Below are 22579 nucleotides of genomic sequence, written 5' to 3'. Positions count from 1 at the left end.
AGCCATCTTGCCCGCAGCGTTCATGCCGCCTTACTATGGGAAGGTGGCAGCATGAACGCTGCTACCTAGAAACCGCCGGGCTAACAAATCTGGTGGACCACTGCTGAGGGGCAGGCCAGCGTCTGGATGAGGGAATCGCCCAGACGGGAGATTCCAGATTCAGGCACGTGCACCGGCGCCCAGGGTTAAAGGTAAAACCCTAGGATCAGAGCGTAGTTGTCTGCGGGCTTTATTCCGTAGAGGCCTGTCCATCCCTGTCGAAGTGCTTTCGGCCAAGGAGACTCAGCAACCCTTGTTGACGACTTCTGTGATGCGATCGTCCGTCGCCGTGCGGCCCGGAATCTTGGTGCACAATCTGACCTTCTCTGTTTCGCCGGTCGTATACTTGATCGAGGACCGTTCGACATAGTGGCCGATTTCGTCTGACCATAGCCAGCCTCTGCGCTCAATGAGCTTCATCGAACTCGGCGTATAGCGCTCGCAATTCACAGGCAGAACTTCGATCTCTGCGAACGCGAACGTTTCCATCCGCTTACGGCCGGCTTTGCACGTCCAGTATTGCAGGCTCCTCGACTTGGCACCGTCGCGCGGCACAATGTCGGTCACGACGCGAAACCTCGAAGACGCGCCTTCACGTGGCGGCCAGAGCTTCTCGGGCTTGCCTGAAACTGTGCGCGTGCCTTTCACACCACTGACTTCCCATTCGAGGATCGGAATCGTGAAATTTCGTGACCGGACATATTCTCGTCCCCGCCGGGTTGCCCAGACCTGGGTTTCGCCTCGGTCCTCGACCAGGCGCTCCACGCGGCCATCATTGAAGACGAAAGTTGCGTCTTGCTCGACACGGACGGGTTCGGGTGCAGGGTTAGCTGATGCAGATTGCAGCGAGGCGCAAGCAACAACGCTTAAGGCTGCGGCACAAAAGGCAGATATCCGGGCCATGGCTCAGTTCACCTCTTCGATTTCGATCTGTACAAGTCCGTGGCCAAAGGTCGGATCGGCGCCGGAGGTCCCAAGATCACGCGCTTCTTTTGTAAAGGCCGCCGCACGCTGTGCCGCTTCCTTGCCGGGTTTGGGATTCTCGAGCGACAGAAGGGCCGAAACCACCGGCGTCGCAAAGGAAGTCCCTGTTACGGCGCTGTAAGTTCCGTCCGGACCTGCCGCGAGGATCTTTACGCCGGGGGCAGCGATATCGACCTGAGCTCCACGTCCTGCGCGTCTGTAAATCTTTCCATCAATATCGACGGCTGTAACGCCGACCACGTTGGAGTAGGTGGCCGGGAAGACAGGAGGGGCTGCAGGTCCGTCATTTCCGACAGCGGCTGTGATGATGTGCCCCTTTTCCGTCAGCCGCATGACGGCTGCCTCCAGAATATCGCTGGGCGGGCCTGCGATTGAAAAGTTGATCACTCCGGCGCCTTGGGATGCGGCCCAGTCCAGCGCTTCAAGGAGGGCCTTGGTGTCGGTTTCTGGAACACCGTCCTTGGAAACCGAGAAAACGTTGGCGGCCAGCAGTTTCGCACCGGGTACGATCCCGCGATAGTCCGCTGCCGGATCAAAGCCTACGATGATCGAAGCGACCGCCGTGCCATGATCGGAATCACGTCCGTTCTTGCTGCTCGCAAAGTCCTTGACCACGATTCTTCGGGTCGAGAGGGATGGGTGCTTGGGGTCCACGAGCGTGTCGATCATTGCGACAATGGCGCCCTCACCCGACCGCTTGCCTCCAATTTTCTGGACTTTCCGGCCTTCATCTTCGAGCTTGTCAGATGCCGGGAGCCCAAACAGGTGATTGTAGTCAAATGGAGCCGCAGGAAGCGAGTTCCGGAGCGCATCGGCAGCGTCCGGCATGCTCATGCCTGACGGGGGCCTGAGTCTTTGCAGGCTTGTGCCCAGACCATCGAGACGGGTCTGCGCAACCACCCGGAAGCCGATTTCTTTCAGCATCGATAAATCCGTCGGCCCGAGATCAAAGGCCAGGATATCCTTGTCTGCAAGCGGATAGCCCTCATCATCTACCAGGACGTCTGACGATCCGCTGCGAGTGTCTGGCTTCTCGTCCGGATCTTTCGGGCCTGAGCCTGAAACCGGCGAAACGCCCCTCACGCCGGCGCCGCCAGGGGCATCGTCATCATCGCCCGAGTTGCCGCCGGATGGACGGTCGTCGTCATCGTCGCCCGACGCGCCGCCGCCGGTTCCTGCGCCGTCATCTCCGCCCGCGCCGCCGTCATCGCCGGTGCCGCCGTCATCGCCCGTGTCGTCCCCCCCATCATCGCCGGTGCCGCCGTCATCACCCGTGTCGTCGCCGCCATCGTCGCCAGCGCCACCGATATCATCTCCGCCATCGTCTCCGACATCGTCTCCGGCATCGTCTCCGACGTCGTCTCCGGCATCGTCTCCGACGTCGTCTCCGGCATCGTCTCCGACGTCGTCTCCCAGATCGCCGCCGGGATCATCTCCGCCTGCATCATCGGCCGGATCGTCATCAAGGATATCGCCGTCATCAATCGGGTCTTCGTCTTCGTCATCGTCGTCTTCGTCGTCATCAACCTGCGCTTGCGCAGGTCCTGCGAGTACGAGCGCAGATACCGAGGCCGCAAGGACAATTGTCGCCGTGGACGACGATACAAGCTGAACGCCTGCGAGCAGCCAAGCGGCCACGTCGACTGTCAGAGTTCTCTTTGCCGATGACATCCAAATCCCCTTGCTGGACAATCCGTATGAGAAACGCGCGCGTGCAACATATTATTCCCGCAGATGTATCTCGTTTGCTTCACGTGCCCAGAAAAGAGACTTTTTTCTGACATGGAATAAAGGTAACCGGGCAGGCGTTCTTGGGGTTGTGAATGGATATTCAGGAAGAAAAAGCGCTGCGTTTGCAGATTGTTGCGCTCATCCCGCGCTTGCGAAGATTTGCGCTTGGTCTGACCCGCAACGGGCCTGAAGCAGACGACGTGGTACAGATGGCACTTGAACGGGCAATTTCAAAGATTCACCAGTTCCAGCCGGGCACAAGGCTCGAGGCCTGGCTGTTCCGGATCGTCAGGACCACTTGGCTGGATGACCGGCGCCGCATGTCCCGCCGGCCTGCCGAAAGCAATGAAGACGCCGTTAACGGTTTTGCAGGCGACAGCCTGCCTCAGACCGACGCGCTCGATCTGCGCGCCGATCTCGCGAGGGCTCTCGGAACATTGACTGAGGACCAGCGGGCCGTTGTCCTCCTGGTCCTGGTTGACGGCCTGAGTTACGACGAAGCGAGCGAAGTCTTGAGCGTGCCAACAGGAACAATCATGAGCCGGCTTTCAAGGGCTCGCACAGCCCTGATGCAGGCTCTTTCGGAACAGGGAGTGCGGCCATGACCGGCAAGATTACCGATGAAATGGTGATGGCGCTCGCAGACGGCGAATTGCATGGCCCTGAGGCGGAATTGGTCCGCGAAGCAATCGCTGCAAGCAGCACGCTTCAGGACCAGTTCGATCGCTATCAGGAAAGCCGGCGTGTACTTTCCTCGGGCTTTGAAGGGCTCCTTGATCGCCCTGTTCCCGAGGACATGCGGAAGCTTGTGCTAGAGCAGACGGCTCCGGGCGGCGCAGTCGTCTCCCTTGAGGCTGCCCGGGTCCGTCGGGGCCGGCTGTTTGGCTTTAATTTCCTGTCCCAGGCGGCTGCAGCCGCTGTTCTGCTCGGTGCAGCCGCGCTCGGCGGCTACCAGATGGGGCAGAACGAACCCGCCACAGACGGGTTCGTGCTTGCCGGACTGCTTCCCCAGGATAGTCCGATCTCTGCCGCCTTGTCCGCGGCGCCAGCCGGTACATCGATTGAGGTCGGTGGAACAGAGTTTCTGGCCGTTGCTACATATGAGATCGCGGAGGGACAGGTTTGCCGTGAGTTCGAACTGAGCCGTGACGGATCCGGCGCTGTCGGTTTGGCGTGCCGCGTCGACGCCGGTTGGCAGGTCGAGGTTGCTGCGCTTAACGTGACCGGAAGCACGACGGGTCAGTTCCTGCCAGCCTCGGCCGATGCGTTCGAACTTGTGGGTACAGCCCTTGATGCCAAGGGAGCTTACGAAACAGTCGCTCCCGACCAGGAAGCCTGCATTCTGGGCAGCGAGGCGTGCGCCGATCTTCCCTGATTGACCTCAGCCCGTCTTGTTGGTTTGCGAGGTTTGAGATGATCGGAATCCGGGCTGGCCTCTTTCAACGGCTTGGCAAAGTCCGACGCGTCCTTTGGAAATGATCGTTCCAATTCGCCAAAGTTGAGGGAAGGAATCCAGGCTTCCCGGCGTTTAACCAACAAGGGTATCGCGGCGTACTTCGCGATCACTCCGAGGATTGTTGGCGCCGGTGTAGCGATTTCCCCTTTCTGCTACGGCGTTCGCCCGCAGGTGGAGCCCGGTTCCGGGTTCTTCAGGCCGGTTGCAGGATTTCCCCCACCCCTTTCCTGCAATTGCAGGCCGGTGCCAACAATCTGCTCCGGCGCGGTGAAGCCCTTGCGGGTTCTTGTGGCCGGCAGTGCGCCTGGTTTGGCAAAGACCGATACTTGTCCGTTCAGGAACGCAACCGGACCGCTGCGTCAAAGCTGTCCTGCCGGATAGTCTCGCAGTCCCGGTTCAATCTCGACCGAGTGCAGATGATCGTGAAATGGTCAGGGAAGGTGGTCTTGAGGCTGAAGCGCATTTGTGCGCCGGTTTGCGCAATGTCGGTGCAACCCCGTCAGCGCCCGCATTCGGCGGCCAGTTCAGCCAACACCGAGCCCAGACTTTCTCGCGGCGTGATTTACGCTCGCCCGCGCTCTTGGAAAGGGAAGGAGAGCTTTTCGGAGCAGGCTTTGAACTGTTCAGGACACGGTCGATTTGCGACTTGTCAGTCCCAGGAGGTTTCTTTCCAAACACTCAGACCTGTGCCCCGCAGCTGCAGGGTTTCCCGTTCAGGAAGGCTAAAGGCGGCGCTCTCCGCAGGCCTTGTCTAAGTTCAATCCTGCCCGAGCCAACGCGATCCGATCGGCCTAGAAGGCCGTAGCGCCGCACAGCAGGGCCCGCTGGTGGGGAAGAGGATCAAGCGTCAATCGACGCCTTTCTTGCTTTGCGCGAGGCGCGCATGACCAGCGTTTCGAGGTGGCGCGGGAGGAGATCAAAGATCAGGTGGATGCGGTCTTCTTGGCCGTCATTTTTTGCTTCGTGAACCGCCTTGTTGTCGAACCACCAGAGCTCGCCTTCCTGCATACGGACTTCTTCATCGCCAGCTTTCAACCAGGAGCCGCGCGTCGATTTCAGAACCAGATGGTACCGGTTACGTACCTTGTAGTACTCGCCCCGATCCGAATGCGGATAGACTTGTCGTCCAGCAGGCAAGCTAACGATTTTTGCTCGGCCAAGGACACCATCTTCTTCCGCTGCGATCTGTTTAAGAAATTCCTGAAAGCGGGGTAGCCTGTACGATCCGCTCGTCCACCGGCTTTCGTGAACATCCCGACGTGGCCGGCCGCTCTGCGCGGACTTGACCATTCCCCTCAGCGGAATGGCCAACGCCTCCCTCTGCACTGGCACACCGGACTGCCGACCCGTTTGCTCTGCCCAAATGGCGTCAATGCCGCCCAGCTCCGCCAAAAGCGGCGCCGGATCGCAGACCTGATTTAACCGCTTGAAGTATTGCATGTGCCATCTCCCTGCTTTTCGGGTGAACGCTCCCGGCTTTGGGAATATTCCGGCACGCATGATCTTCCTGATCCTGCTTCTGGAATATCTGGTCATTTTGCGGCGTTAGGTGAGGAGGCCGATGGCCGGCAAATGGGAGCGCAAAGCTATTGGTTTGGCTCGAAAGCCTCGCCCGCCTGTTCTGCCGGCGGTTTCGTCCTGCCTGCTATGGCCCCGCGCCCAGCAGGTCCTTCAAACGCTTTGGAGCGGCCATCCTTGGCCTGAGCCTCATGATGAATGCACAGGCTGACAGCGGCGGATCTTCAGGGCGGTCCGGCGAGGATAAGGCCCGACTTGAGACCGGTATATCACGTTTCATGTTCGACGGCTGGGCAGGCCCCGAACTGAGGGTCTGGACCTATGTTCCAAGTTCTGTGTCCGCCGACGCGCCCATTCTCTTCGTGATGCACGGCGTAGAACGTGATGCGAAGAGATACATCGAGGACTGGGCGCGCACTGCCGAGCGTTTCGGTGTCATCCTCATTGCCCCCGAGTTTGATGAACGCCGTTTTCCAGGCCCTGAATCCTACAATCAGGGCGGCGTGATTGATCCTCGCACCGGCAAGACGCGTGATCCGAATTCCTGGACCTTTTCTGTCATTGAACCGCTTTTCGACGAGGTAAAGCGCCGCGCAGGGAGCCGCGCAGGAACCTATTCGATCTACGGCCACTCAGCGGGCGCGCAGTTTGTTCATCGATTTGTGATGCTGGCACATCCGGTCCACCTCGACCATGCCGTGGCCGCGAATGCCGGCTGGTACACCTGGTTCGACCCCGATCGGCCCTTCCCGCAAGGAATGAGGTTGAAGAAGCATAACTATGTCCTCGACAGATCAGGTTTTGCAGAACGCCTGACGATCCTGCTGGGTACGGAAGATATTGAATCGGACGATCGCAACCTTCGCGACGATGCCTGGGCCCGTGGGCAAGGGCAGAACCGGCTTGAACGGGGACGGGCCTTCTTTGAGCATGCCCGGGAGATTGCAGGTTCCCGCGCGCCTTTGTTCCGATGGCGCCTTCAGTACGCGCCCGGCGTCGCACATGAGAACCGGAAAATGGCAGTCTACGCAGCGGATATCCTGTTCCGCCAAACCGATTTTGAACCGTCGCCGGAAGTCCTTCTCGTGTTGAGCAGGGGTGAGCGGACAGACTGGTGTGAGGACGCAGCCAGGCCGGCACAGAAGCTCGTTGGCCTATCGAAGAAAGCCTGCGGCGGCGTCGCCGACGCTCGACTGGATGCCTGGGCGGTGCGGGCTGGCACATGGCAGCAATCAGAAACCGTTGCGCTTCTGGATCAGCCCATCGGTATCAACGATGAAGGAGAGCTACCTCAGCGTCTGGCGAACTCTCTCAAGGTTGCGCTGATCGATGCAGAAGGGAAGGACCCGAGGGAATCGTCCAGGCTCGAGCGGAATGTGGAAGGCGTGGTCGAGCGCGGCGCCGACCTTGTCCTTCTGATCAACTCTCCAACGGGTGGCAGAGTGAGGAAAGCCGATCAGTACACGCTCGTTCACCTCCCACGACAGAAAACAAGCCGCCAGGACCGGGACACTGATCTCAAGCGGTCAGCCCCGACCACACTCATTGCTCTCGCGCCGGATACTTCGAGGCGCGCAATAGGGATCCGGGTTTACCCGTCTTGGACGCCGGGCAAGGGGAGCGATCCAGCCCGTTGGGCGCCCTTTGTCGAATCGGTCCGACGAACGGTAACCCACACAAGGGAGAAGGTCCGGTTTGAGGCAGGTCAGGATGAACTCGGAGACTACCTCGCCTTCGAAGTTGACTGGCCGCGCCGTGAGTAAGGCGCTGGTTCCGGCGGAAAAGCTGGCAGGACCCGGAATTGGCAGATGACGACCAGACTTTTTTTACTGTTTCGCGGAATGAACCGGGCAGGGGCGGCGTTCGTAGTGCAACACGGATCAATCAGAGGGGATTACATGCTACAATTGTTCAGGTTTGGAGCTGCTACTTTGTCGGCGCTGGTCGCGCAGGGCGCCGTCACGGCCTCGGCGGAAATTACATACGATGAGCGGGGGCTCGTCTATGAGGGCGGCGCCATAACGGTGCAGGCGCGCGGCGCCGTTGCCGTTCAGGGCGCCTGGTATGAGCCGCTTCAGGGGGGCGTTCCGCGCAACGGCAGCGAAGCTGACGGGTCGGCCGTTCTGATTGCTGAATGGGAAACCAGTTCCGGACTGCTCTTCGGTGTCCGCGGGGAAGTCGATACGGGCAACACACAGATTGACGACTTCGAACGCGACGAGCTCTACGCCTATGTCGCAGCCGATTGGGGCCGGATCGAAGTTGGCGAGAACGACGGACCGGCAGATACCTTGTCGTTCCACGCGCCGACGATCGGACTTGGCCAGGTGCGCGGGGACTTTGCCCGCTATACCGGATCAGTCGCCCTCCTGTCGGCTTATGACAGCCGCGACGCGCTGAAAGTCTCTTACTTCTCACCGCCTGTGAATGGCTTCTCAGCTGGCGTATCCTTTTCGCCTGAGTTTTCGTCGAATGAAGACGCGGTAAACCCGACCAGCCGGGTGATCCAGGACGAAGTCTATGAACTAGGTGCACAATACCTGCGCCCTGTCGGTAACTGGGTCGCCGGATTTTCGGCCGCCTATGTCAAGGGGACGGCAGACGCCGTTACCAATCGCGCCGATATCGAAAGCTGGAGTCTCGGTACCGAGCTTCGGCGCGGAAAGATGACTTTCGGTGCAGCCTATGTTGACCGCGGCCGGTCCGCGCTTCGCCCGACAGCTGAGACCGAGGACGAATGGAATGCAGGTCTTGGCTGGGCAGAAGATCGCTGGGAGGCGGCCGCTTCTTATGCCGTCACCAGCCAGGGGCAGGATAAGGATCACCGTTTCGGGATTGGCGTCGATTTCGATGTCACGCCACACGTCTACCTGCGGACTGATGCCGTCCGCCTGGTCTCTGAACGTCCAGGCATCGACAACCGGGACGGCTGGGTCGCGATGACAGAACTCGGCCTTCGCTTTTGAGCCTGCGTCTCTGCGGCCTTTGTTTGTCCACCAAAGCCCCGCCATTTCGGCGGGGCTTTTTTCTGAACGGATGGAAGGATCGTGCGCTGCTGAGCGTTGTCTTTGTAAGGACTATTATCGGACAAAGGAAACTCAAATGATCGAGATCTTCGACCAGGCGCGCCTCAATAAATCCAAACGAGCCTTTACGACTCGCCGCGTGCCAATTCAGGAAATGCGTGCGTTGGAAACAGGTCCGGTAACGCCAGCGGCCGGCGACCTGGTGCTTGCGCGTGTGAAACAAGTCGGGCGTCTGCAGCGTCTCGAACTCACGACCGGCCGAAAGGCGGCAATCTTTCCGGGGGACGAGGTCGTTGTCGTGTACGGCAACAGGTATGCTCCGGATGCCTACGAAGCTGAAGTTCCAGACGATCTCTCCGACTGTGACCTCGCTGCTGGCGGCGGCATCGCTTCGCTAGTGCTGAATTCGAATGTGGTCTGGGAGTCCAAGGGCAGTCCGACACGCTTGTGCCCGATCGGTCTCATAACCGATTCAGAGGGCCGTCCGATAAACCTCAAACGCTATGCCTTGCCGATACGCCCCTTGCTTAATCGCCGGGTACCGGTGATCGCGGTCTGCGGCGCCACCATGAACTCCGGAAAGACAACGACCGTCGCGGGCATCGTACGTGGGTTGACCCAAAAGGGGATGCGGGTTGGAGCGGCGAAGATCACTGGCACAGGTTCGGGGAATGACTATTGGAAGTTCGTCGATTCTGGGGCGGTCCATACCCTTGACTTTACGGATGCAGGCATGGCGACGACGTACCTTGCTGACATTGACCATGTTGTGAAAGGCGCTGAGGCCGTCGTGGCCGAACTCATCCTGCGCGGATGTAATGCGATCATTCTCGAGATCGCTGACGGCGTCCACCAGCGTGAGACGCATGCCCTTCTGTCGCATCCCCGGATGCAGGCGTTGGCTGATCGTTGGGTTTATGCAGCTGACAGCGCCGCATCCGCTGCCGTTGGATGCCAGGTTATGTCCGGGTGCGGATTGTCGGTTACAGCGATCTCAGGATTGCTGACGGCTTCACCCCTGGCCATGCGGGAAGCTGCCGGACTCGTTCGAGCCCGCTTCTGCGCCCTTCCCGAGCTTACCGAGGGATCTGCGCCGTTGGCCTGGATTGAAAGCGTATCCCGGTTGTCGGCCTATGCCTGACCCCAAGAGCGACGCGGTTTCCAACTTCCCGCCATACCTCGAAGGCGGCCGCAAGGCCGCCTTCCTGCTATTGTTGCTCTTCGTCGCTCTGGAAGCCGCCGCGCAGGTCTGGACGGGCTACGCGCTGACGTCGGTTATCCGCTCTCCCTCGGCAACGGTCTGGGCGTTTGCAATCCTGCTACTTGCGTTCAGTTTGCTCGCAGGTCTCTTCTGGGCGCGGGGCGTGACCGCGGAATGGATAGGTCAGGACTATGTCAATGATGTGCGTTCCGGTCTCGCTCGTCAGGCCGTCAGGTCAGCACTGGGGCGGGGCCGCCTTGGTACGATAACGGCCCGGATGAGCGCAGATCTTGCCGCTCTGAAAAATTGGTCCGACGCAGGCATCTGCGGCGCGATCACAGGATCGCTCGCACTGGGTGCCGGACTTGTGTCTGCACTGATGAATGTCGGTATTGACGGGATGGTGAGCTGCCTTGTTGGTCCGGCGGTCTCGCTACTCCTGGTTATTGTCTTCTGGGTGCCGCTGAGGTCTCGCATCCGGCAACGGCGAGCTTCGCGCGGCCTGCTGTCAGCGCGGACAGGGGACGCGGTCTTTGCCGCCAGGACAGCCGCAGTCTATTCCGCATCCGAGAGCTTCACCCGCCCGATCCGGCGCGCTGGAAAGCGGCTGGTCGATGTTTCGATGAAAGCGTTTTCTCTCGTACAATTGCTCCGGGCCAGCAGCACGGTCACTGTCCCAGGCGGTATCCTCCTGTTCGTCTTTCTCGGGGACGGTGGCCGTGATGTGCCAGCATCGGCATGGGGCGGTCTGATCTATTCGCTTGGACTTTGCACTTCCGGTGTCGCGCTCCTTGTTCTCGCTGTCGAGGCGTTGATCGAACGCCGGATCGCTGTCCGGAAACTTCGAGATCTGGAGGCTCAGGCAAACGAGGCGCCGGCGCTCGCCCCGAACGGAGATGTCAGGATTCCGCGTACGCCTGTTTTGCCCTTGTCAATTGATGGGCAAGTCCTCGCCAAGCCGGGAGAAGTCGCTCAGCTTTCTCGCTCAGGTTTTCCCGGACTGGCTTCGCGCCTCATGCAGGGCGGCGACGGTGTCATGCTCGGCGGGCTCTCTTCGAGCCAGGCCGACCCGAGGGACTGGTCCCGCCGCGTTGCGATTGTAACGGAATGCATTCCTCTGCCGAGAGGAGGAATGCGCACGGTTGTCAGTTCCAGAGGACGTCCGACAAGACGGCAAACCAAGGACGCCATGCGTCTGGCGGGGATCGACCCGAACGATGCCGGATTGCCATCGGTTATAGACCCACAACGACAAATGATTGAACCCAGCATCATGTCCAGGCTGAGGCTTGTGCGCGGACTGGTTGCTGGTCCTCACGTTCTGATCATTGACGAGCCTTGGTTGGCCACGGATGTCGATCTGAAGCAAAGGCTTAGCGACTGGGCTCGGAATTCCGGCCGCGCCGTGGTCTGGCTGAATACTATGTGAGTGACAGCTGGCTGGCAGGGTAGAATTCCTCCCGCGTGAGGCGTCGCCATTTCTTTCCGAGCAGGTCTTTCAGGATCGACGCATCCAGCATGCTGTCGGCGAGCAGCTTCTTCAGCCGGGCACTCTCGGCCTCCAGCGTCATGAGCTGGCGGGCATCCGGAAAATCCATGCCGACGTACTTCGAGTTCTATTTGCAGAACGCCACCCAACTCACGCCTGGGCGCCGGCAGACCGCATCGGTTGCCATCCCACGCTCCTGTTCCGCCAGGATCGCAATGATCGGTTCCCCGGTAGATTTACTCTTCCGCATCGTCTGTCTCCGTAACGGCAGACACTCCATTTAAGTGCGGGTCCCATTAGGTCTCAGGTCAGTATTGATCGTATGACAGACTTTCATTCATCGTCCGGAATCTTCTGTCGGTGAGATGCTTCGGAGGCGGGGGGCAGCTTTGCAAAGCTGCCGGGGGTTTGGTCGACACGTTCGGTGCCGGCGAGGGCGCCTGACCGGTTGGGTGAATGGAAAAGGCGCTCCTTCGGAAAACTGCCGGTGCTGATACTGGAGATGCCCAGCGCGGTCCGGGGACTATATAGGGCAAAGGAATCCGCGCTGAACGAAGTCTGAGTGGTAGCCCCCGCCGCTGGCTCATCCGCGTCCGCGCCAATAAGTCCCGACAGGAACAATGCTGCCGTTAAGGCCGGAACCAATCGAAAGCCAGAAACGCAACTGCGCCCTGCCAGGGGATCGGCAGAAGACCGACCGGAACCTCTCAGGCCGTGATTGTCTGGACGCATCAGTCTCGTTCGTCGCGGGGCTGGTACACAGGGAGTGCTGACAATGCCGCGGGTTCAAACGGTTCGTCGCGAAACAGCTTGGGATAATACCATGTCCTCAGACGCGTATGAAAGTCGCGCACAGAGGCGTCGTAAGCGAGCGCTGCGCGCGTGTCGGTTCCCGCTAGCCCCTGGAGGGCGCGATCGACGAGGGCCGGGGGTGAGCTGAAGGCCGCCAGCGCCGCCGCCTGATCGCGCTCTCGGATACCCTCACGATAGGTCGTGGAAAGAGCTTCCGCAGTCTGGTCACCGACCTGCTGGAATGCATAGTACCATTTCCATTCGAAGGGCCGGCTGACCTGAGTGTAGTTTTCCCATTCCGGGTGACGCGCGCCAAAGGCTTCCATGGTTACATTCTTGGGCAGGTCCCAGGCATCATTCACGGCTTCGCGCTGGGTCAGAACGATGTCCCCGCCCGCAGGAATCGAGATCGCCCGTTCGATCGAGACTCGCGTGATCGCTGGCAGGATCGCCGTGAGCAGCAGCCAGAACCCGATAAGGCCTGTGAGGATGACCGAGCCGGCTGCGGCGCGTGCGCCTGCCCAATAGGATACGGCCGCCCAGAACAGGAGGTGGATGCAAACGAGTAGCGACACCGCGAGGACCTTGGCGAGCTGCGTGCCGGCCAGCGCCGCGCCGACCCAGAACGGCAGGAGGAGGCAGACCGCGAGCGTCGCAATCAGTGCGCTTGCCCGGATCGGCCACAAACGGCCAGATTGCCCGGCCGTGGCGATGAGCAGATCATGTCGCCCCGCCGCCCGCTCACCCGCTCTGAGATCATGCAGCAGCAAGATTACCAGCAGTGGAGCCAGTACCGATACGATGAAGGCAAAGTCTATGCGGCCAGCCAGCGCGAGTTCTGGATTGGCTGTGTCGGCAGCGTGAATCTGACCTTCCAGCGCAAGCATGTGGATGCGGTGTTTCCACGGGGAAGCGTCGCGTTGGCCCATTGCTGCGAAGGCCAGATCGGACGGAGGCAGGTAGGTCAGGTGGAAGCTTGAATACGCAGCGCTGCCCCAGTCCTCGGCTTTCGCAAGAGCGCCGTCGCGATCTGCCTTGTCAGCCAGTATCATGCGCTCGAGCGTCATGCGTTGATGGGCGATCTCTGCGAGCCCGGTTGTGACGCTCAGGGCCGATAGCAACATTGCCAGGACGAGCAGCCCCGCAACGGCGCGCTGTCGCAGAAGGAAACGCAGTTCACGGAAAAGGCGCAACACCAGACTCATGGTTTCAGTCCCCTGGCGCTCAACAGGACAAGACCGAAAAGAAGCGCAAACCATGCGCCGAGCTTTCCAAGCGGCGTAAGCGCGCCCTCGACGCGCGCGCCGGATGGCGGCGGGACGAAGTCGAAGTCTTCGAGCGCCTTCCAGTTTTCTGAACTGACGCGGGTGCGCCGCTCAGCCTCAGGATCACTGCTACGATTTATGTCATCGGCGTAAGCGAGCTGCTCGGCATGGACGCGGTTCAGGCCCTGTACAAAATCGAACCGCACTGCCTCGGCGTCGCGCAGGAATTTGTGATGGGCTTCCACACCGGTGCCTGCCGAAGTCATCGATGCTTCACGAAGCGCGAGGGTCGGCGAGATCCATCCAAATGAACGAAGCAAGCTGACCTGGTGAATCTCCGTTGCCATGCGTTCTTCCGCAAACCGGTTCAGCACCGCCGTAAGGTCTGCTTCGGCAGTCTGAGCGACGACCCCGCGAAAATTGACCGGCAGGTCTTCGATGGAGGCAACGCCGTATTGCAGGAGAAGATTGGTTTTCAGCTGTTCGAAGGCCGGGTCGGCAGCGTTGTGACCATCACCCATGGACCGCAACTCACTCAGAACTTCAAAGTCTGCCTCGATTTTGCCCTGGGCAGGCGCTGCGCTCGCGGCGACATTGGCCGCAAACCGGGGAATAATCAGCGCCAAGAGTATCCAGACGACAACCAGGATCGTGAGCGCGCCGGCCCGGCGTGTCGCGAGACTGGAGACGGCAACGACCAGCGTGCACCAGACGAGGAGGTAAAGGCCGTAACTGCCCGCAAAAACGGCGGTGGCGGATATGGATTCGCCTTTGCTGATTGCCGCGGCCGCTGTCAGCATCAATGGCAGCAGCGTAAGCCCCGCGACTGAGGCAAGCGCGAGCCACTTTCCAGCCACGAGCGTCAGGGGTGATAGGCCTTGCGCGAGAAGGGGGCCAAGCGTTCCCGCTTCCCTCTCGCGCGTCATGACGCTGTAACCCATCGCAATCAACAGGAGCGGCGCGAAGAGGCTCAGCACAGCGGCCGGCGACATATCTGCCATCTGACCCGCCGTTGCGCCAGCCTTTGCATCGGCAAACATCGCGGCATTCTGCCGGTGCCCTTCAAGGAAAATCGACTGGCCGGTCACCGGATCGACACCCGGGTCGATCATTGCGAGCGGCGGCGGGGTACGGAAGACATAGTGCCCATAGTGAACCATCCTGTGAGGATGGCGATCGGGCTGGCTGCGGTAGGTTTCTTCGGCGTCTGTCTGCAGCTGGCTGCGCGCTTGGGCTTCACTCGACATACGCAGCGCAGTCAGCGTTGCAGACGCCGCAACAAGCAGGAGCAAAAGCCCAAGTGCCAGCATGGCAAGGCGTGAGCGTCGCCAGAACCGCCATTCGTCAGCTGCGACGAGGAGGACCTTTCTCATGCGGCAGTGCGCCCGGCGAAGGCCGCGTGCACGGCGTCGGTATCGATGCGTCCGCCGACTGGCGCATCAAAGACCCCCACCAGTTCGCCGGCTCTCAGGAGGCCGATGCGTGAGGCGACCTGGCAAGCGCCATAGACGTCGTGGGTGACCATCAGGACGGTCGAGCCTGACCGCGCCAGATCTTCGATCAGGGCATTGAAGTCATCGATTGCGATCGGGTCGAGACCGGATGTCGGCTCGTCGAGCAGGAGGATCGGGGCTTCCCGAAGAAGGGCCAGCGCTATGGCGACCTTCTGGCGCATGCCCTTCGAATAGCGCTCCATTCGCTGTGTCCGCGCGGCAGGCTGAAGCGCGACCCGCTCAAGCGCCGCGCTTATGGCAGTCTTGTCCCTGCGCAGGCCCGCGAGCGACAGAAAATAGGCGATGTTCTCCTCGGCCGAAAGGTGCGGATAAAGCGTCGCCGCCTCAGGCAGGTATGCGATCTGCCGGCGAGAAGCGGTGACATCTTCATGGGCGGGGCGACCCAGCACCCGGGCTTCGCCGGCTTCTGGCTTGAGCAGGCCGAGGAAGGACAGGAGTGTCGTCGACTTGCCAGCGCCGTTGCCGCCAAGCAGAGCGAACACTTCGCCGGCCCGCACATCGAAGCTCACATCGCGAAGGGCGAGAAGACCGCCACGCTTGACGCTCAGCCTGTCTGCAGAAAGCGCAAACTCACGCATCGCGTGCTCCTAGAACCTGACAACAGCGGAGATGCGCAAGCTTCGCGGCGTTCCGGGCTGGATCCACAACTGGGAAAAGGAATTTGTGTAGTAAGTCTCATCGAACAGGTTATCGACCTCGGCACGCAGGGTGAGCGCATCGGTCAGGTCATAGGCCGCAAAGGCCCTTGCCAGTGTGTAGGCCGGCAGTTCGAACTCGGTGCCGGCTTCACCCAGACGTTCACCTACGTGGAGAAGCCCGGCTCCAAACGAGAGCGGACGAGACGCCAGTTGGGATTGTTTGACCAGTTGCAGGCTCAGTGACTGCTCCGGGATGTTGAGCAGACGGTCGCCGGCTTCAATGGGCAAGGCAAAATTGAAATCAAGCACATCATTGCTGACCTGCGCATCAACGTAGGCATACGATGCCCAGAGTGTCAGTCCTTCTGCAATCTCGCCGCTGAGATCGAACTCGAAGCCCTCGCTTTCAGCCTTGCCGGCCGACACCGAGAATCCGGCATTGACGGGGTCGGCCGTCAGGATGTTTTCCTGCTCGATGGAAAACACGCTGACAGTGCCGATCAATGCGCCGCTTCGCAGCGCAAACTTCAGACCGGCCTCGAGAGATTTCGAGTAGTTCGGATCAAAGGCGTTTCCGGCAAAATCAGAACCTGAAAGCGGCCGGAAGTTCTCTCCATAGGCGGCGTAGACCGAGACGAGGTCACTCGCCTTGTAAACGGCGCCGAACTGAGGACTGAACTGGCTTTCTGTCTGCTTGCTCTTGCTGCCGTTGGCGCGGTTCACCAACTCCTGTTCGAAATCGTCGTATCGACCCCCGAGGCGAACTTCGAGGCGGTCTGTCAGGGTTATCTGGTCCTGCAGGAAGATGCCGGTTGAGCGTTGGGTTTCGACGCGGTTTGTCGGTGGGCTGAAGGATGGAAGAGGGAAGCGTCCATAGACGGGATTGAAGGCATCGATGATGTTGGCGGCTTGCTCGGAAGGGTTGGAAGCATTTGTCGGTGGCCGGAATCGCAGGAAGACCTGTTCGTTTTCGAATTCATCGGTATCCACACCGGCAATGATGCGGTGCTCAATCGATCCCGTATAGAAGCGTCCAGTAATTTCCCCACGCAGAACAATATATGTTGCGTCATAGTCCCGACTGCGCCGCTGACGCGAAACCGAGCGCCCGTCATTCAACAGACGCTGGCGACTGCCAGCAAGTTCCGCTTCCGTCGAAGTTCCCTGAAGTGATGTTTCACGATAGTTCAAACCGACAAGAGCGCTCCAGTCATCGTTGAAGTCATGCTGGAGTTCGAGCTGATGACCGAGGACATCCGCTTCAAGCGGCCCGTCCCCTGGCTCTCCCAGGAAGCGGCTCTCAGGAATGCGGCCGAGTTCGCCGTTTATAGCGAGTACGCCGCGGTCAAACGGGATTTCCTGACGGCTGAACTCTGCCTCATAGACCATCTGGGTGGAACCACCCAGCTTGAGAGCAATCGACGGGTTTGCGCCGTACTTGAGCGTTTCGATCGTGTCGCGGAAGCTGCCGGCATCTTCGTAAAAGCCTGTCACGCGAAAGGCTGCATTCCCGGAAAGCGGGCTCGTGTAGTCTGCATCGGCTCGGTAGAAATCGAAGCTTCCCGCTGCCAGCTTAAGTTCACCGGCGGTTTCAAAAGTCGGGCGCTTGGTCACAAGGTTGACTGTCCCGCCGGGTTCGCCGCGTCCGAACAGAGCGGCGCGCGGGCCTTTGAGCACTTCGACACTCTCGATGCCCGAGATATCACGTGGGCCGCCAAAACCGCGCCCGGCGTTGAAGCCGTTGACCAGATAGTTGCTTGGCAGATTTTCGTCGCCGACAAAACCGCGAACGGCAAAGCTGTTCCAAAGGCCGCCGAAGTTGTTCTGCCGGGCAACCGAGGCCGACAGATCCAGTGCCTGGTTGAGATTCAGCACGCCCGCGTCGCGGAGGGCGTCTGAATCTATCACGAGGTCGGCTTGCGGAACCTCCAGAACCTCGAATTCGCCTTGATAAGCCTGACGCGTGCCGGTTACGACAACTGTCTGCTGCCGCGCTTCGGTGTCTTCCGTGCCCTGAGCAAGGGCTGCGGCTGGAACGAGCGTTAAGTTCGCGCAGCCGGCCAGCAGCAGGGCGGAGAATCTGGATTTCATCAGTGTCAGTCCTTCAAGTGTAAAGAGGCATTGTCGAGTAGGCGCCGACTTCTCAATCGGCGTTCCTTCTGTCCGTGACAGGCCGGCGCAGTTCTGACCGGCAAGTTCCGCGTCTTGTTGACCTCGCGCGTGTCATTGACGCTCACCGCCGCGCGACCGCCTTCGCGGTTGTTCAAAACAGGGTTGAGGAACGCCGTTTTCCCCGCGTCGAGAAATCCAGACAGCACCGCGACGGAGGAATTCTGGTGCAAGGTCATAGCGGAGCTCAGCGGCATAACGAACGTGATATTATCACATAACCGATCGCTTCAGAGCTGCAAGAAAAGAATTTGTGCCCGGTCGGACTTCAACGGCTGAGCTTTGCCTCTGCAGGCAGGGCCCGCGCACCGCTCCTCGGTGTTTGGCAACACATGTTGAAGAGCTTCTGAACAGGTCGAACTTGCGATCTGGAAGCGGCGGCGGCCGAGTTTTGGTCTTGCTTCTTGATCTTTCGCGCCGCCGCCGGAGGCCCTGGCAAAGCCTTGGGCGTCAGCGGATCGGCTTGAGAAGCTGTGGAGTTCGTGACTCGGGCCGCCCCACAGGCTTCAGCAGGCTGGCTTTGTCTCCGGCATCAAAAACAAGAAAAGCTAATAAAAACAATAATCAGCGCTTGCCTTGCGAGTAAACGAAAGTGCTCTTCCGGTCATTTCTTCAATCGAACCCCAGCGCCGCCGCTTTTGCTTGGACCTGGCTCCAGGAATACAATTCCTGCCCCTTCTAGTGCGCGACGGACCGCTTCAACATTTGCGGGCGAGCTTGCAGAGGGACCGCGTTCACTGTCCATGCAGCGGAGAGTCGTCAGAGATAGCTTCGACGCAAAGGCCGATTAGAGCGCGTCAGAGGCCTGCCCAGGTCGCGGTCCAGTAGGTGACGCCCGCGGCGATGTAGGCGAGCGCGAACAGGTAGACCACGATCACCGCCGTCCACCGCCACGAGTTCGTCTCGCGTTTGGCCACCGCGAGGCTCGCGAGGCATTGCGGCGCGTAGACATACCAGGCGAGGAAGGCCAGTGCGGTCGGCACCGACCACGAGGTTTGCAGCGCCGCCGCAAGACCGTCCGCGTCCGCGCCCTGCAGGGCATAAACGGTGCCGAGTGCGCCGACGGCCACCTCACGCGCCGCCATGCCGGGCACGAGCGCGATGGCTATTTCGAGATTGAAGCCGATGGGCCGCAGGACCGGCTCCAGCAATCCGCCGAGAAGGCCCGCGAATGAACCCCGGATTCCGTCAGCGGATTCCGGGAAGCTCGCGAGGAACCAGAGGATCACAGAAACGGTGAAGATCACCACACCTGCGCGCCGCAGGAATGCCCAGGCGCGCGAAGACAGGTTCAGCGCAAAATCACGCAGGTCCGGCGTCTTGTATGTCGGCAGTTCCATCAGCAGGGCCTGCGCTGGGCCCTTGGTGAGCGTCCGCTTCAGGACAAAGGCAACGATCACGGCACTCAGGATGCCCACCGCGTAAAGCGCGAACATGACGACGCCCTGCAGGCCGAAGGGGCCGACATTGGTCTGCGGAATGAAGGCCGCGATGATCAGCGTGTAGACGGGCAGGCGCGCCGAACAGGTCATCAGCGGCGCGATCATGATGGTCGTCAGCCGGTCGCGCTCGTTCTCTATGGTTCGCGCTGCCATCATGCCCGGAATGGCGCATGCGAAACTGGAGAGCAGGGGAATGAAAGCGCGCCCGTTTAGGCCGACGCGCAGCATCAGTTCGTCCATGAGGAAGGCCGCGCGGGCCATGTAGCCGGAAGATTCCAGCAGCAGGATAAAAGCGAAGAGGATGATGATCTGAGGCAGGAAAATGATGACGCTGCCGACACCCGCGATGATGCCGTCGGTCAGAAGACTTCGGATCCAGTTGTCAGGTAGGGACGTGCTGAGCCAGGCACTGAAGGCGGACACGCCGCCATCAATCGCGTCCATCGGCCAGGCCGCCCAGGCAAACACTGCCTGGAAGATGAAGAACAGCAATGAGGCGAGAATGACCGGGCCTGCAATCTTGTGCAGCACCACCTTGTCGATCGCCCGTGTCAGCCGGTTCATTACCGGCTCCTGCAAGATCGCCTCGCGGGCAATGTCGCGCGCTTCACGTTGCAGCTGCCGGAGATCGGGTTCGGCGGCCGGTGCGGCCGGTCGCATCCACGTATCCGAAGCGATCACCTCATCGAGCCGCTTCAGCAGCGCCTCGCGGCCGCTGGTGCGAGTGGCCCGCGCGGTGACGACCGGAACGCCGAGCCGGCGCTCAAGCGCGGCAACATCGATGCGCACACCGTCGCGTTCGGCTAAATCGTACATGTTGAGCGCCAGCAGCATCGGCCGACCCAGAGCGCGAACCTGAAGGATGAAGTGCAGCTGCGTGCGGATGTCGCCGGCATCGATCAGCACCAGCAAGCCATCGGGCGCCGCTTCGTCGGCATTGCGACCCATGATGGTGTCGATGGAGATGCGCTCGTCCAGAGACCGTGTTGTGAAGCCGTAGATGCCGGGCAGGTCGATCAGCTCGATACGCTGTCCGCTGGCGGTGGTGAACCAGCCGCGCCGGCGCTCTACTGTCACGCCGGCATAGTTGGCCGTCTTGGCGCGGCCACCCGTGAGGCCATTGAACAGGGTGGACTTGCCGCAATTGGGCGCGCCTACCAGCGCAAAGCGAAGGTCGCTCACGGCGTCACCTCGATCGCGCGGGCCTCGTCCAGCCGCATGGCGATGACACGCCGGTTCAGGCGCACCGCAAGAGGCTGCGCACCAAAGGGGCCGCGGGTCAGCAGCTGAACTTCATCGCCCTCGCAAAAGCCGATCTCGCGCAGCTTCGCCGCCAGTTCCGGCAGGGCCGAAGAAATTGCGAGGATGTGCGCCGTGCCGCCTTCCGGCAGATCATCGATATTCATTGGCGGGGCTCCACGCGCCTCGGTGTGTTCGTCTGCGGTTTGCGTCTGTCGCTCGCCGGGGACGGTGTGCAAATGCGAACCATTTGCAAATAGAGGCATTGCCCGCTTTTGCCAACTCAAATTTCGCATTGGAAAGGTTTGCCGCTTTGGGGGCTTCAACTGCAGGGCAGTGGGGTGACAGTCTGGAACACCCGTGCGAGTTTCCGGTTATAGTGGTTGGACCACAGGTGGCAGCCGCGCGATCCAGCGCGTGACGGCCACCAAGGCGTCCCCGCCGAAACAGTTCAAGGAGCCCCCCATGTTAAATTCTCTCTCTCGCAGCTGTGCCGCTCTGGCGCTGGCTTTCTCGCCCATCGTTGCCTGCGCGCAGACGCCCGACGCTGCGCAGTTGGAGGCGCCGAAAGCCGCCGCGTTTGAACTGCCGGCGCTCCCGTACGCGCTCGATGCCCTTGAACCGGCAATCGACACTGCAACGATGTCGATCCACCACGGCCGCCACCACAAGACATATGTCGACAACCTGAACACCGCAGTTGCCGCAGACCCGGCGTTGCAGGGCCGCTCGATCGAAGATCTGCTGACAAATATCTCCACCCTTCCGCCGGCGGTGCGCAACAATGGCGGCGGCCACTGGAACCACAGCCTCTTCTGGACCCTGATGGCGCCTCAAGGCACCGGCGGTGCACCCTCCGCTGACCTTGCGGCCGCGATCGACCGCGACTTCGGCTCGATGGACGCCTTCAAGGAAGCCTTCAATAAGGCCGCCACCAGCCGCTTCGGGTCGGGCTGGGCCTGGCTCGTCGTCAAGGACGGGAAGCTGGCGATCACCTCGACTGCCAACCAGGACAATCCGCTGATGGACGTTGCCGACGTCAAAGGCGCCCCTGTCCTCGCCGTCGATGTCTGGGAGCATGCCTATTACCTGAAGTACCAGAACAAGCGCGCCGATTATCTCACTGCATGGTGGAGCGTCGTGAACTGGAACGAGGTCAACAGACTTTACGCCGAGGCTGCCAGCTAAGGCAGGCGATTCCAGGTGGGGGAAGACAATCTGGGTGGAGGTGTAGCAACCGGACTGACGGCTGCACCGGAACCGGTGTCAGTCGACATCCGTGTGTGGTCGCTCGACGATCCGCCCCGATCTGAGGCGGACATGATCGCCATTCTGTCGCCTGATGAAAATGCCCGTGCAGACCGGTTCAAGTTCCCGCACCTTCGTCGCCGCTGGATCGCCGCACGTGGGGGAATGCGCATCCTGCTCGGCGCCCGGGTAGGGCTGGCGCCTGAAGCGTTGAGCTTCGGGACCGGCCAACAGGGAAAACCATTCCTGACAGGTGGAGTTGGTCCGTACACGTTCAACTTAAGTCACAGCGAAAGCCTGGCGGCTCTGGCAGTCAGCTCTGAAGAGCTGGGCGTGGACATAGAGTCGATTGGCCGGTTTCACGAAGGCGTGGCGCGCGAACGTTTTTCCGCGGCGGAGAATGCCGCCCTTGAGGGTTTGCCTGCGGAGCAGCGCAACGCCGCTTTTTACCAGTTCTGGACCACCAAGGAGGCGGTGCTGAAAGCGCTTGGTACCGGCTTCTCCCGCGCCAGCAACAGCTTCACAATCGACATCTCTAACAGGGACGCGCTGCAGCTTGTGGAGGCGGATTGGCCTGAGGGCGACCCGGCCGCCTGGCAAGTATGCGCGTTTGACCCCCATCCAGGCTTTGCCGGCGCGGTCGCGGTCCGTACCGGTCGCCCGGTGCGCCTTTCAATGGAGCACTGGACCTGAAAATCGTTCGTTAACTAAGTAAAAGTCCCAGTATTTAACCCATATCGCATTGTATACGATGGCAGGTCTGTTAAAATTACTGCAAGGCGTTCAACTGCTTCTTCAGCCTTCGAAGGTATGGTTTCCCAAGGTGTT

Annotated in this window: 18 protein-coding genes and 1 pseudogene; 8 read left to right on the top strand and 11 right to left on the bottom strand. The window is 60.6% G+C overall.

The window, feature by feature from the left end:
* Positions 1-282 precede the first annotated feature (282 nt).
* Positions 283-942, bottom strand: coding sequence for a hypothetical protein (locus Q0C17_RS05885; RefSeq protein ID WP_291202782.1), 660 nt, complete (start codon positions 940-942; stop codon positions 283-285).
* Positions 943-945: 3 nt separating this feature from the next.
* Complete coding sequence (locus tag Q0C17_RS05880; RefSeq protein WP_291202779.1) at positions 946-2694, bottom strand: S8 family serine peptidase; 1749 nt, start codon at positions 2692-2694, stop codon at positions 946-948.
* A 152-nt stretch (positions 2695-2846) separates the two neighbouring features.
* On the opposite strand from Q0C17_RS05880, the gene Q0C17_RS05875 reads away from it, so the two are divergent.
* Both Q0C17_RS05875 and Q0C17_RS05870 read left to right on the top strand, forming a co-directional pair.
* Positions 2847-3359 carry an RNA polymerase sigma factor gene (locus Q0C17_RS05875; protein ID WP_291202776.1) on the top strand — a complete coding sequence of 171 codons (513 nt, stop codon included), beginning with the start codon at positions 2847-2849 and terminating at the stop codon, positions 3357-3359.
* Positions 3356-4129 (top strand): hypothetical protein, encoded by a 774-nt coding sequence (locus tag Q0C17_RS05870; protein WP_291202773.1) that lies wholly within the window; start codon positions 3356-3358, stop codon positions 4127-4129. The genes Q0C17_RS05875 and Q0C17_RS05870 overlap by 4 nt, the downstream gene beginning before the upstream one ends.
* Before the next feature lie 921 nt (positions 4130-5050).
* Here Q0C17_RS05870 and Q0C17_RS05865 read toward each other — a convergent pair.
* Complete coding sequence (locus Q0C17_RS05865) at positions 5051-5650, bottom strand: aspartyl/asparaginyl beta-hydroxylase domain-containing protein (protein WP_291202770.1); 600 nt, start codon at positions 5648-5650, stop codon at positions 5051-5053.
* Between the two features lie 356 nt (positions 5651-6006).
* Here Q0C17_RS05865 and Q0C17_RS05860 point away from each other — a divergent pair, with 356 nt between their 5' ends.
* The 4 genes from Q0C17_RS05860 to Q0C17_RS05845 all read left to right on the top strand — a co-directional run bounded on the left by Q0C17_RS05860 (position 6007) and on the right by Q0C17_RS05845 (position 11384).
* Complete coding sequence (locus Q0C17_RS05860) at positions 6007-7491, top strand: hypothetical protein (RefSeq protein WP_291202767.1); 1485 nt, start codon at positions 6007-6009, stop codon at positions 7489-7491.
* A gap of 135 nt (positions 7492-7626) precedes the next feature.
* Positions 7627-8694: a porin gene (locus Q0C17_RS05855; RefSeq protein ID WP_291202764.1), complete on the top strand. Its 1068-nt coding sequence runs from the start codon at positions 7627-7629 to the stop codon at positions 8692-8694.
* 136 nt (positions 8695-8830) lie between these two features.
* Entirely contained in the window at positions 8831-9895 is a 1065-nt protein-coding gene (locus Q0C17_RS05850; RefSeq protein WP_291202761.1) for a hypothetical protein, read from the top strand.
* A complete protein-coding gene (locus Q0C17_RS05845; RefSeq protein WP_291202758.1) occupies positions 9888-11384 on the top strand; it encodes a hypothetical protein in 1497 nt (498 codons plus the stop codon). The genes Q0C17_RS05850 and Q0C17_RS05845 overlap by 8 nt, the downstream gene beginning before the upstream one ends.
* On the opposite strand, the gene Q0C17_RS05840 is transcribed toward Q0C17_RS05845, so the two are convergent.
* From Q0C17_RS05840 to Q0C17_RS05805, 8 genes and pseudogenes are all read right to left on the bottom strand, one after another.
* Positions 11377-11553 carry a hypothetical protein gene (locus Q0C17_RS05840; RefSeq protein ID WP_291202755.1) on the bottom strand — a complete coding sequence of 59 codons (177 nt, stop codon included), beginning with the start codon at positions 11551-11553 and terminating at the stop codon, positions 11377-11379. The genes Q0C17_RS05845 and Q0C17_RS05840 overlap by 8 nt on opposite strands.
* Positions 11554-12175: 622 nt before the next feature.
* Positions 12176-13441, bottom strand: coding sequence for a DUF3526 domain-containing protein (locus Q0C17_RS05835; RefSeq protein ID WP_291202753.1), 1266 nt, complete (start codon positions 13439-13441; stop codon positions 12176-12178).
* Entirely contained in the window at positions 13438-14874 is a 1437-nt protein-coding gene (locus tag Q0C17_RS05830) for a DUF3526 domain-containing protein (protein WP_291202750.1), read from the bottom strand. The genes Q0C17_RS05835 and Q0C17_RS05830 overlap by 4 nt, the downstream gene beginning before the upstream one ends.
* The gene (locus Q0C17_RS05825) at positions 14871-15593 is read right to left on the bottom strand and encodes an ABC transporter ATP-binding protein (RefSeq protein ID WP_291202747.1); all 723 of its coding nucleotides are present in this window, start codon (positions 15591-15593) and stop codon (positions 14871-14873) included. The genes Q0C17_RS05830 and Q0C17_RS05825 overlap by 4 nt, the downstream gene beginning before the upstream one ends.
* Before the next feature lie 9 nt (positions 15594-15602).
* Positions 15603-17744, bottom strand: coding sequence for a TonB-dependent siderophore receptor (locus tag Q0C17_RS05820; RefSeq protein ID WP_291202744.1), 2142 nt, complete (start codon positions 17742-17744; stop codon positions 15603-15605).
* A 66-nt stretch (positions 17745-17810) separates the two neighbouring features.
* Positions 17811-18001, bottom strand: a pseudogene (locus Q0C17_RS05815) (GTP-binding protein); the annotation flags it as partial.
* A 618-nt stretch (positions 18002-18619) separates the two neighbouring features.
* A complete protein-coding gene (locus tag Q0C17_RS05810) occupies positions 18620-20446 on the bottom strand; it encodes a ferrous iron transporter B (protein ID WP_291202738.1) in 1827 nt (608 codons plus the stop codon).
* Entirely contained in the window at positions 20443-20670 is a 228-nt protein-coding gene (locus Q0C17_RS05805; protein ID WP_291202735.1) for a FeoA family protein, read from the bottom strand. Before Q0C17_RS05805 ends, Q0C17_RS05810 begins: the two co-directional genes overlap by 4 nt.
* Before the next feature lie 298 nt (positions 20671-20968).
* Between Q0C17_RS05805 and Q0C17_RS05800 the strand changes: the two genes are divergently transcribed.
* Both Q0C17_RS05800 and Q0C17_RS05795 read left to right on the top strand, forming a co-directional pair.
* On the top strand, positions 20969-21691 hold the full coding sequence (locus Q0C17_RS05800) for a superoxide dismutase (RefSeq protein WP_291202732.1): 723 nt from the start codon (positions 20969-20971) through the stop codon (positions 21689-21691).
* A gap of 15 nt (positions 21692-21706) precedes the next feature.
* A complete protein-coding gene (locus Q0C17_RS05795; RefSeq protein WP_291202729.1) occupies positions 21707-22444 on the top strand; it encodes a 4'-phosphopantetheinyl transferase superfamily protein in 738 nt (245 codons plus the stop codon).
* The last annotated feature ends 135 nt before the right edge of the window (positions 22445-22579 follow it).

It is taken from the genome of Hyphomonas sp., assembly GCF_022844445.1.
Taxonomy (GTDB): Bacteria; Pseudomonadota; Alphaproteobacteria; order Caulobacterales; family Hyphomonadaceae; genus Hyphomonas.
Note: the sequence above shows the minus strand (reverse complement) of the source record. Positions and strands in the feature narration are given on the sequence as shown.

What these genes read in the sequence shown, in the direction of transcription:
- Q0C17_RS05885 (WP_291202782.1), bottom strand. Translation starts at nt 942, where the DNA reads ATGGCCCGGATATCTGCCTTTTGTGCCGCAGCCTTAAGCGTTGTTGCT.
- Q0C17_RS05880 (WP_291202779.1), bottom strand. Translation starts at nt 2,694, where the DNA reads ATGTCATCGGCAAAGAGAACTCTGACAGTCGACGTGGCCGCTTGGCTG.
- Q0C17_RS05875 (WP_291202776.1), top strand. Translation starts at nt 2,847, where the DNA reads ATGGATATTCAGGAAGAAAAAGCGCTGCGTTTGCAGATTGTTGCGCTC.
- Q0C17_RS05870 (WP_291202773.1), top strand. Translation starts at nt 3,356, where the DNA reads ATGACCGGCAAGATTACCGATGAAATGGTGATGGCGCTCGCAGACGGC.
- Q0C17_RS05865 (WP_291202770.1), bottom strand. Translation starts at nt 5,650, where the DNA reads ATGCAATACTTCAAGCGGTTAAATCAGGTCTGCGATCCGGCGCCGCTT.
- Q0C17_RS05860 (WP_291202767.1), top strand. Translation starts at nt 6,007, where the DNA reads ATGTTCGACGGCTGGGCAGGCCCCGAACTGAGGGTCTGGACCTATGTT.
- Q0C17_RS05855 (WP_291202764.1), top strand. Translation starts at nt 7,627, where the DNA reads ATGCTACAATTGTTCAGGTTTGGAGCTGCTACTTTGTCGGCGCTGGTC.
- Q0C17_RS05850 (WP_291202761.1), top strand. Translation starts at nt 8,831, where the DNA reads ATGATCGAGATCTTCGACCAGGCGCGCCTCAATAAATCCAAACGAGCC.
- Q0C17_RS05845 (WP_291202758.1), top strand. Translation starts at nt 9,888, where the DNA reads ATGCCTGACCCCAAGAGCGACGCGGTTTCCAACTTCCCGCCATACCTC.
- Q0C17_RS05840 (WP_291202755.1), bottom strand. Translation starts at nt 11,553, where the DNA reads ATGGATTTTCCGGATGCCCGCCAGCTCATGACGCTGGAGGCCGAGAGT.
- Q0C17_RS05835 (WP_291202753.1), bottom strand. Translation starts at nt 13,441, where the DNA reads ATGAGTCTGGTGTTGCGCCTTTTCCGTGAACTGCGTTTCCTTCTGCGA.
- Q0C17_RS05830 (WP_291202750.1), bottom strand. Translation starts at nt 14,874, where the DNA reads ATGAGAAAGGTCCTCCTCGTCGCAGCTGACGAATGGCGGTTCTGGCGA.
- Q0C17_RS05825 (WP_291202747.1), bottom strand. Translation starts at nt 15,593, where the DNA reads ATGCGTGAGTTTGCGCTTTCTGCAGACAGGCTGAGCGTCAAGCGTGGC.
- Q0C17_RS05820 (WP_291202744.1), bottom strand. Translation starts at nt 17,744, where the DNA reads ATGAAATCCAGATTCTCCGCCCTGCTGCTGGCCGGCTGCGCGAACTTA.
- Q0C17_RS05805 (WP_291202735.1), bottom strand. Translation starts at nt 20,670, where the DNA reads ATGAATATCGATGATCTGCCGGAAGGCGGCACGGCGCACATCCTCGCA.
- Q0C17_RS05800 (WP_291202732.1), top strand. Translation starts at nt 20,969, where the DNA reads ATGTTAAATTCTCTCTCTCGCAGCTGTGCCGCTCTGGCGCTGGCTTTC.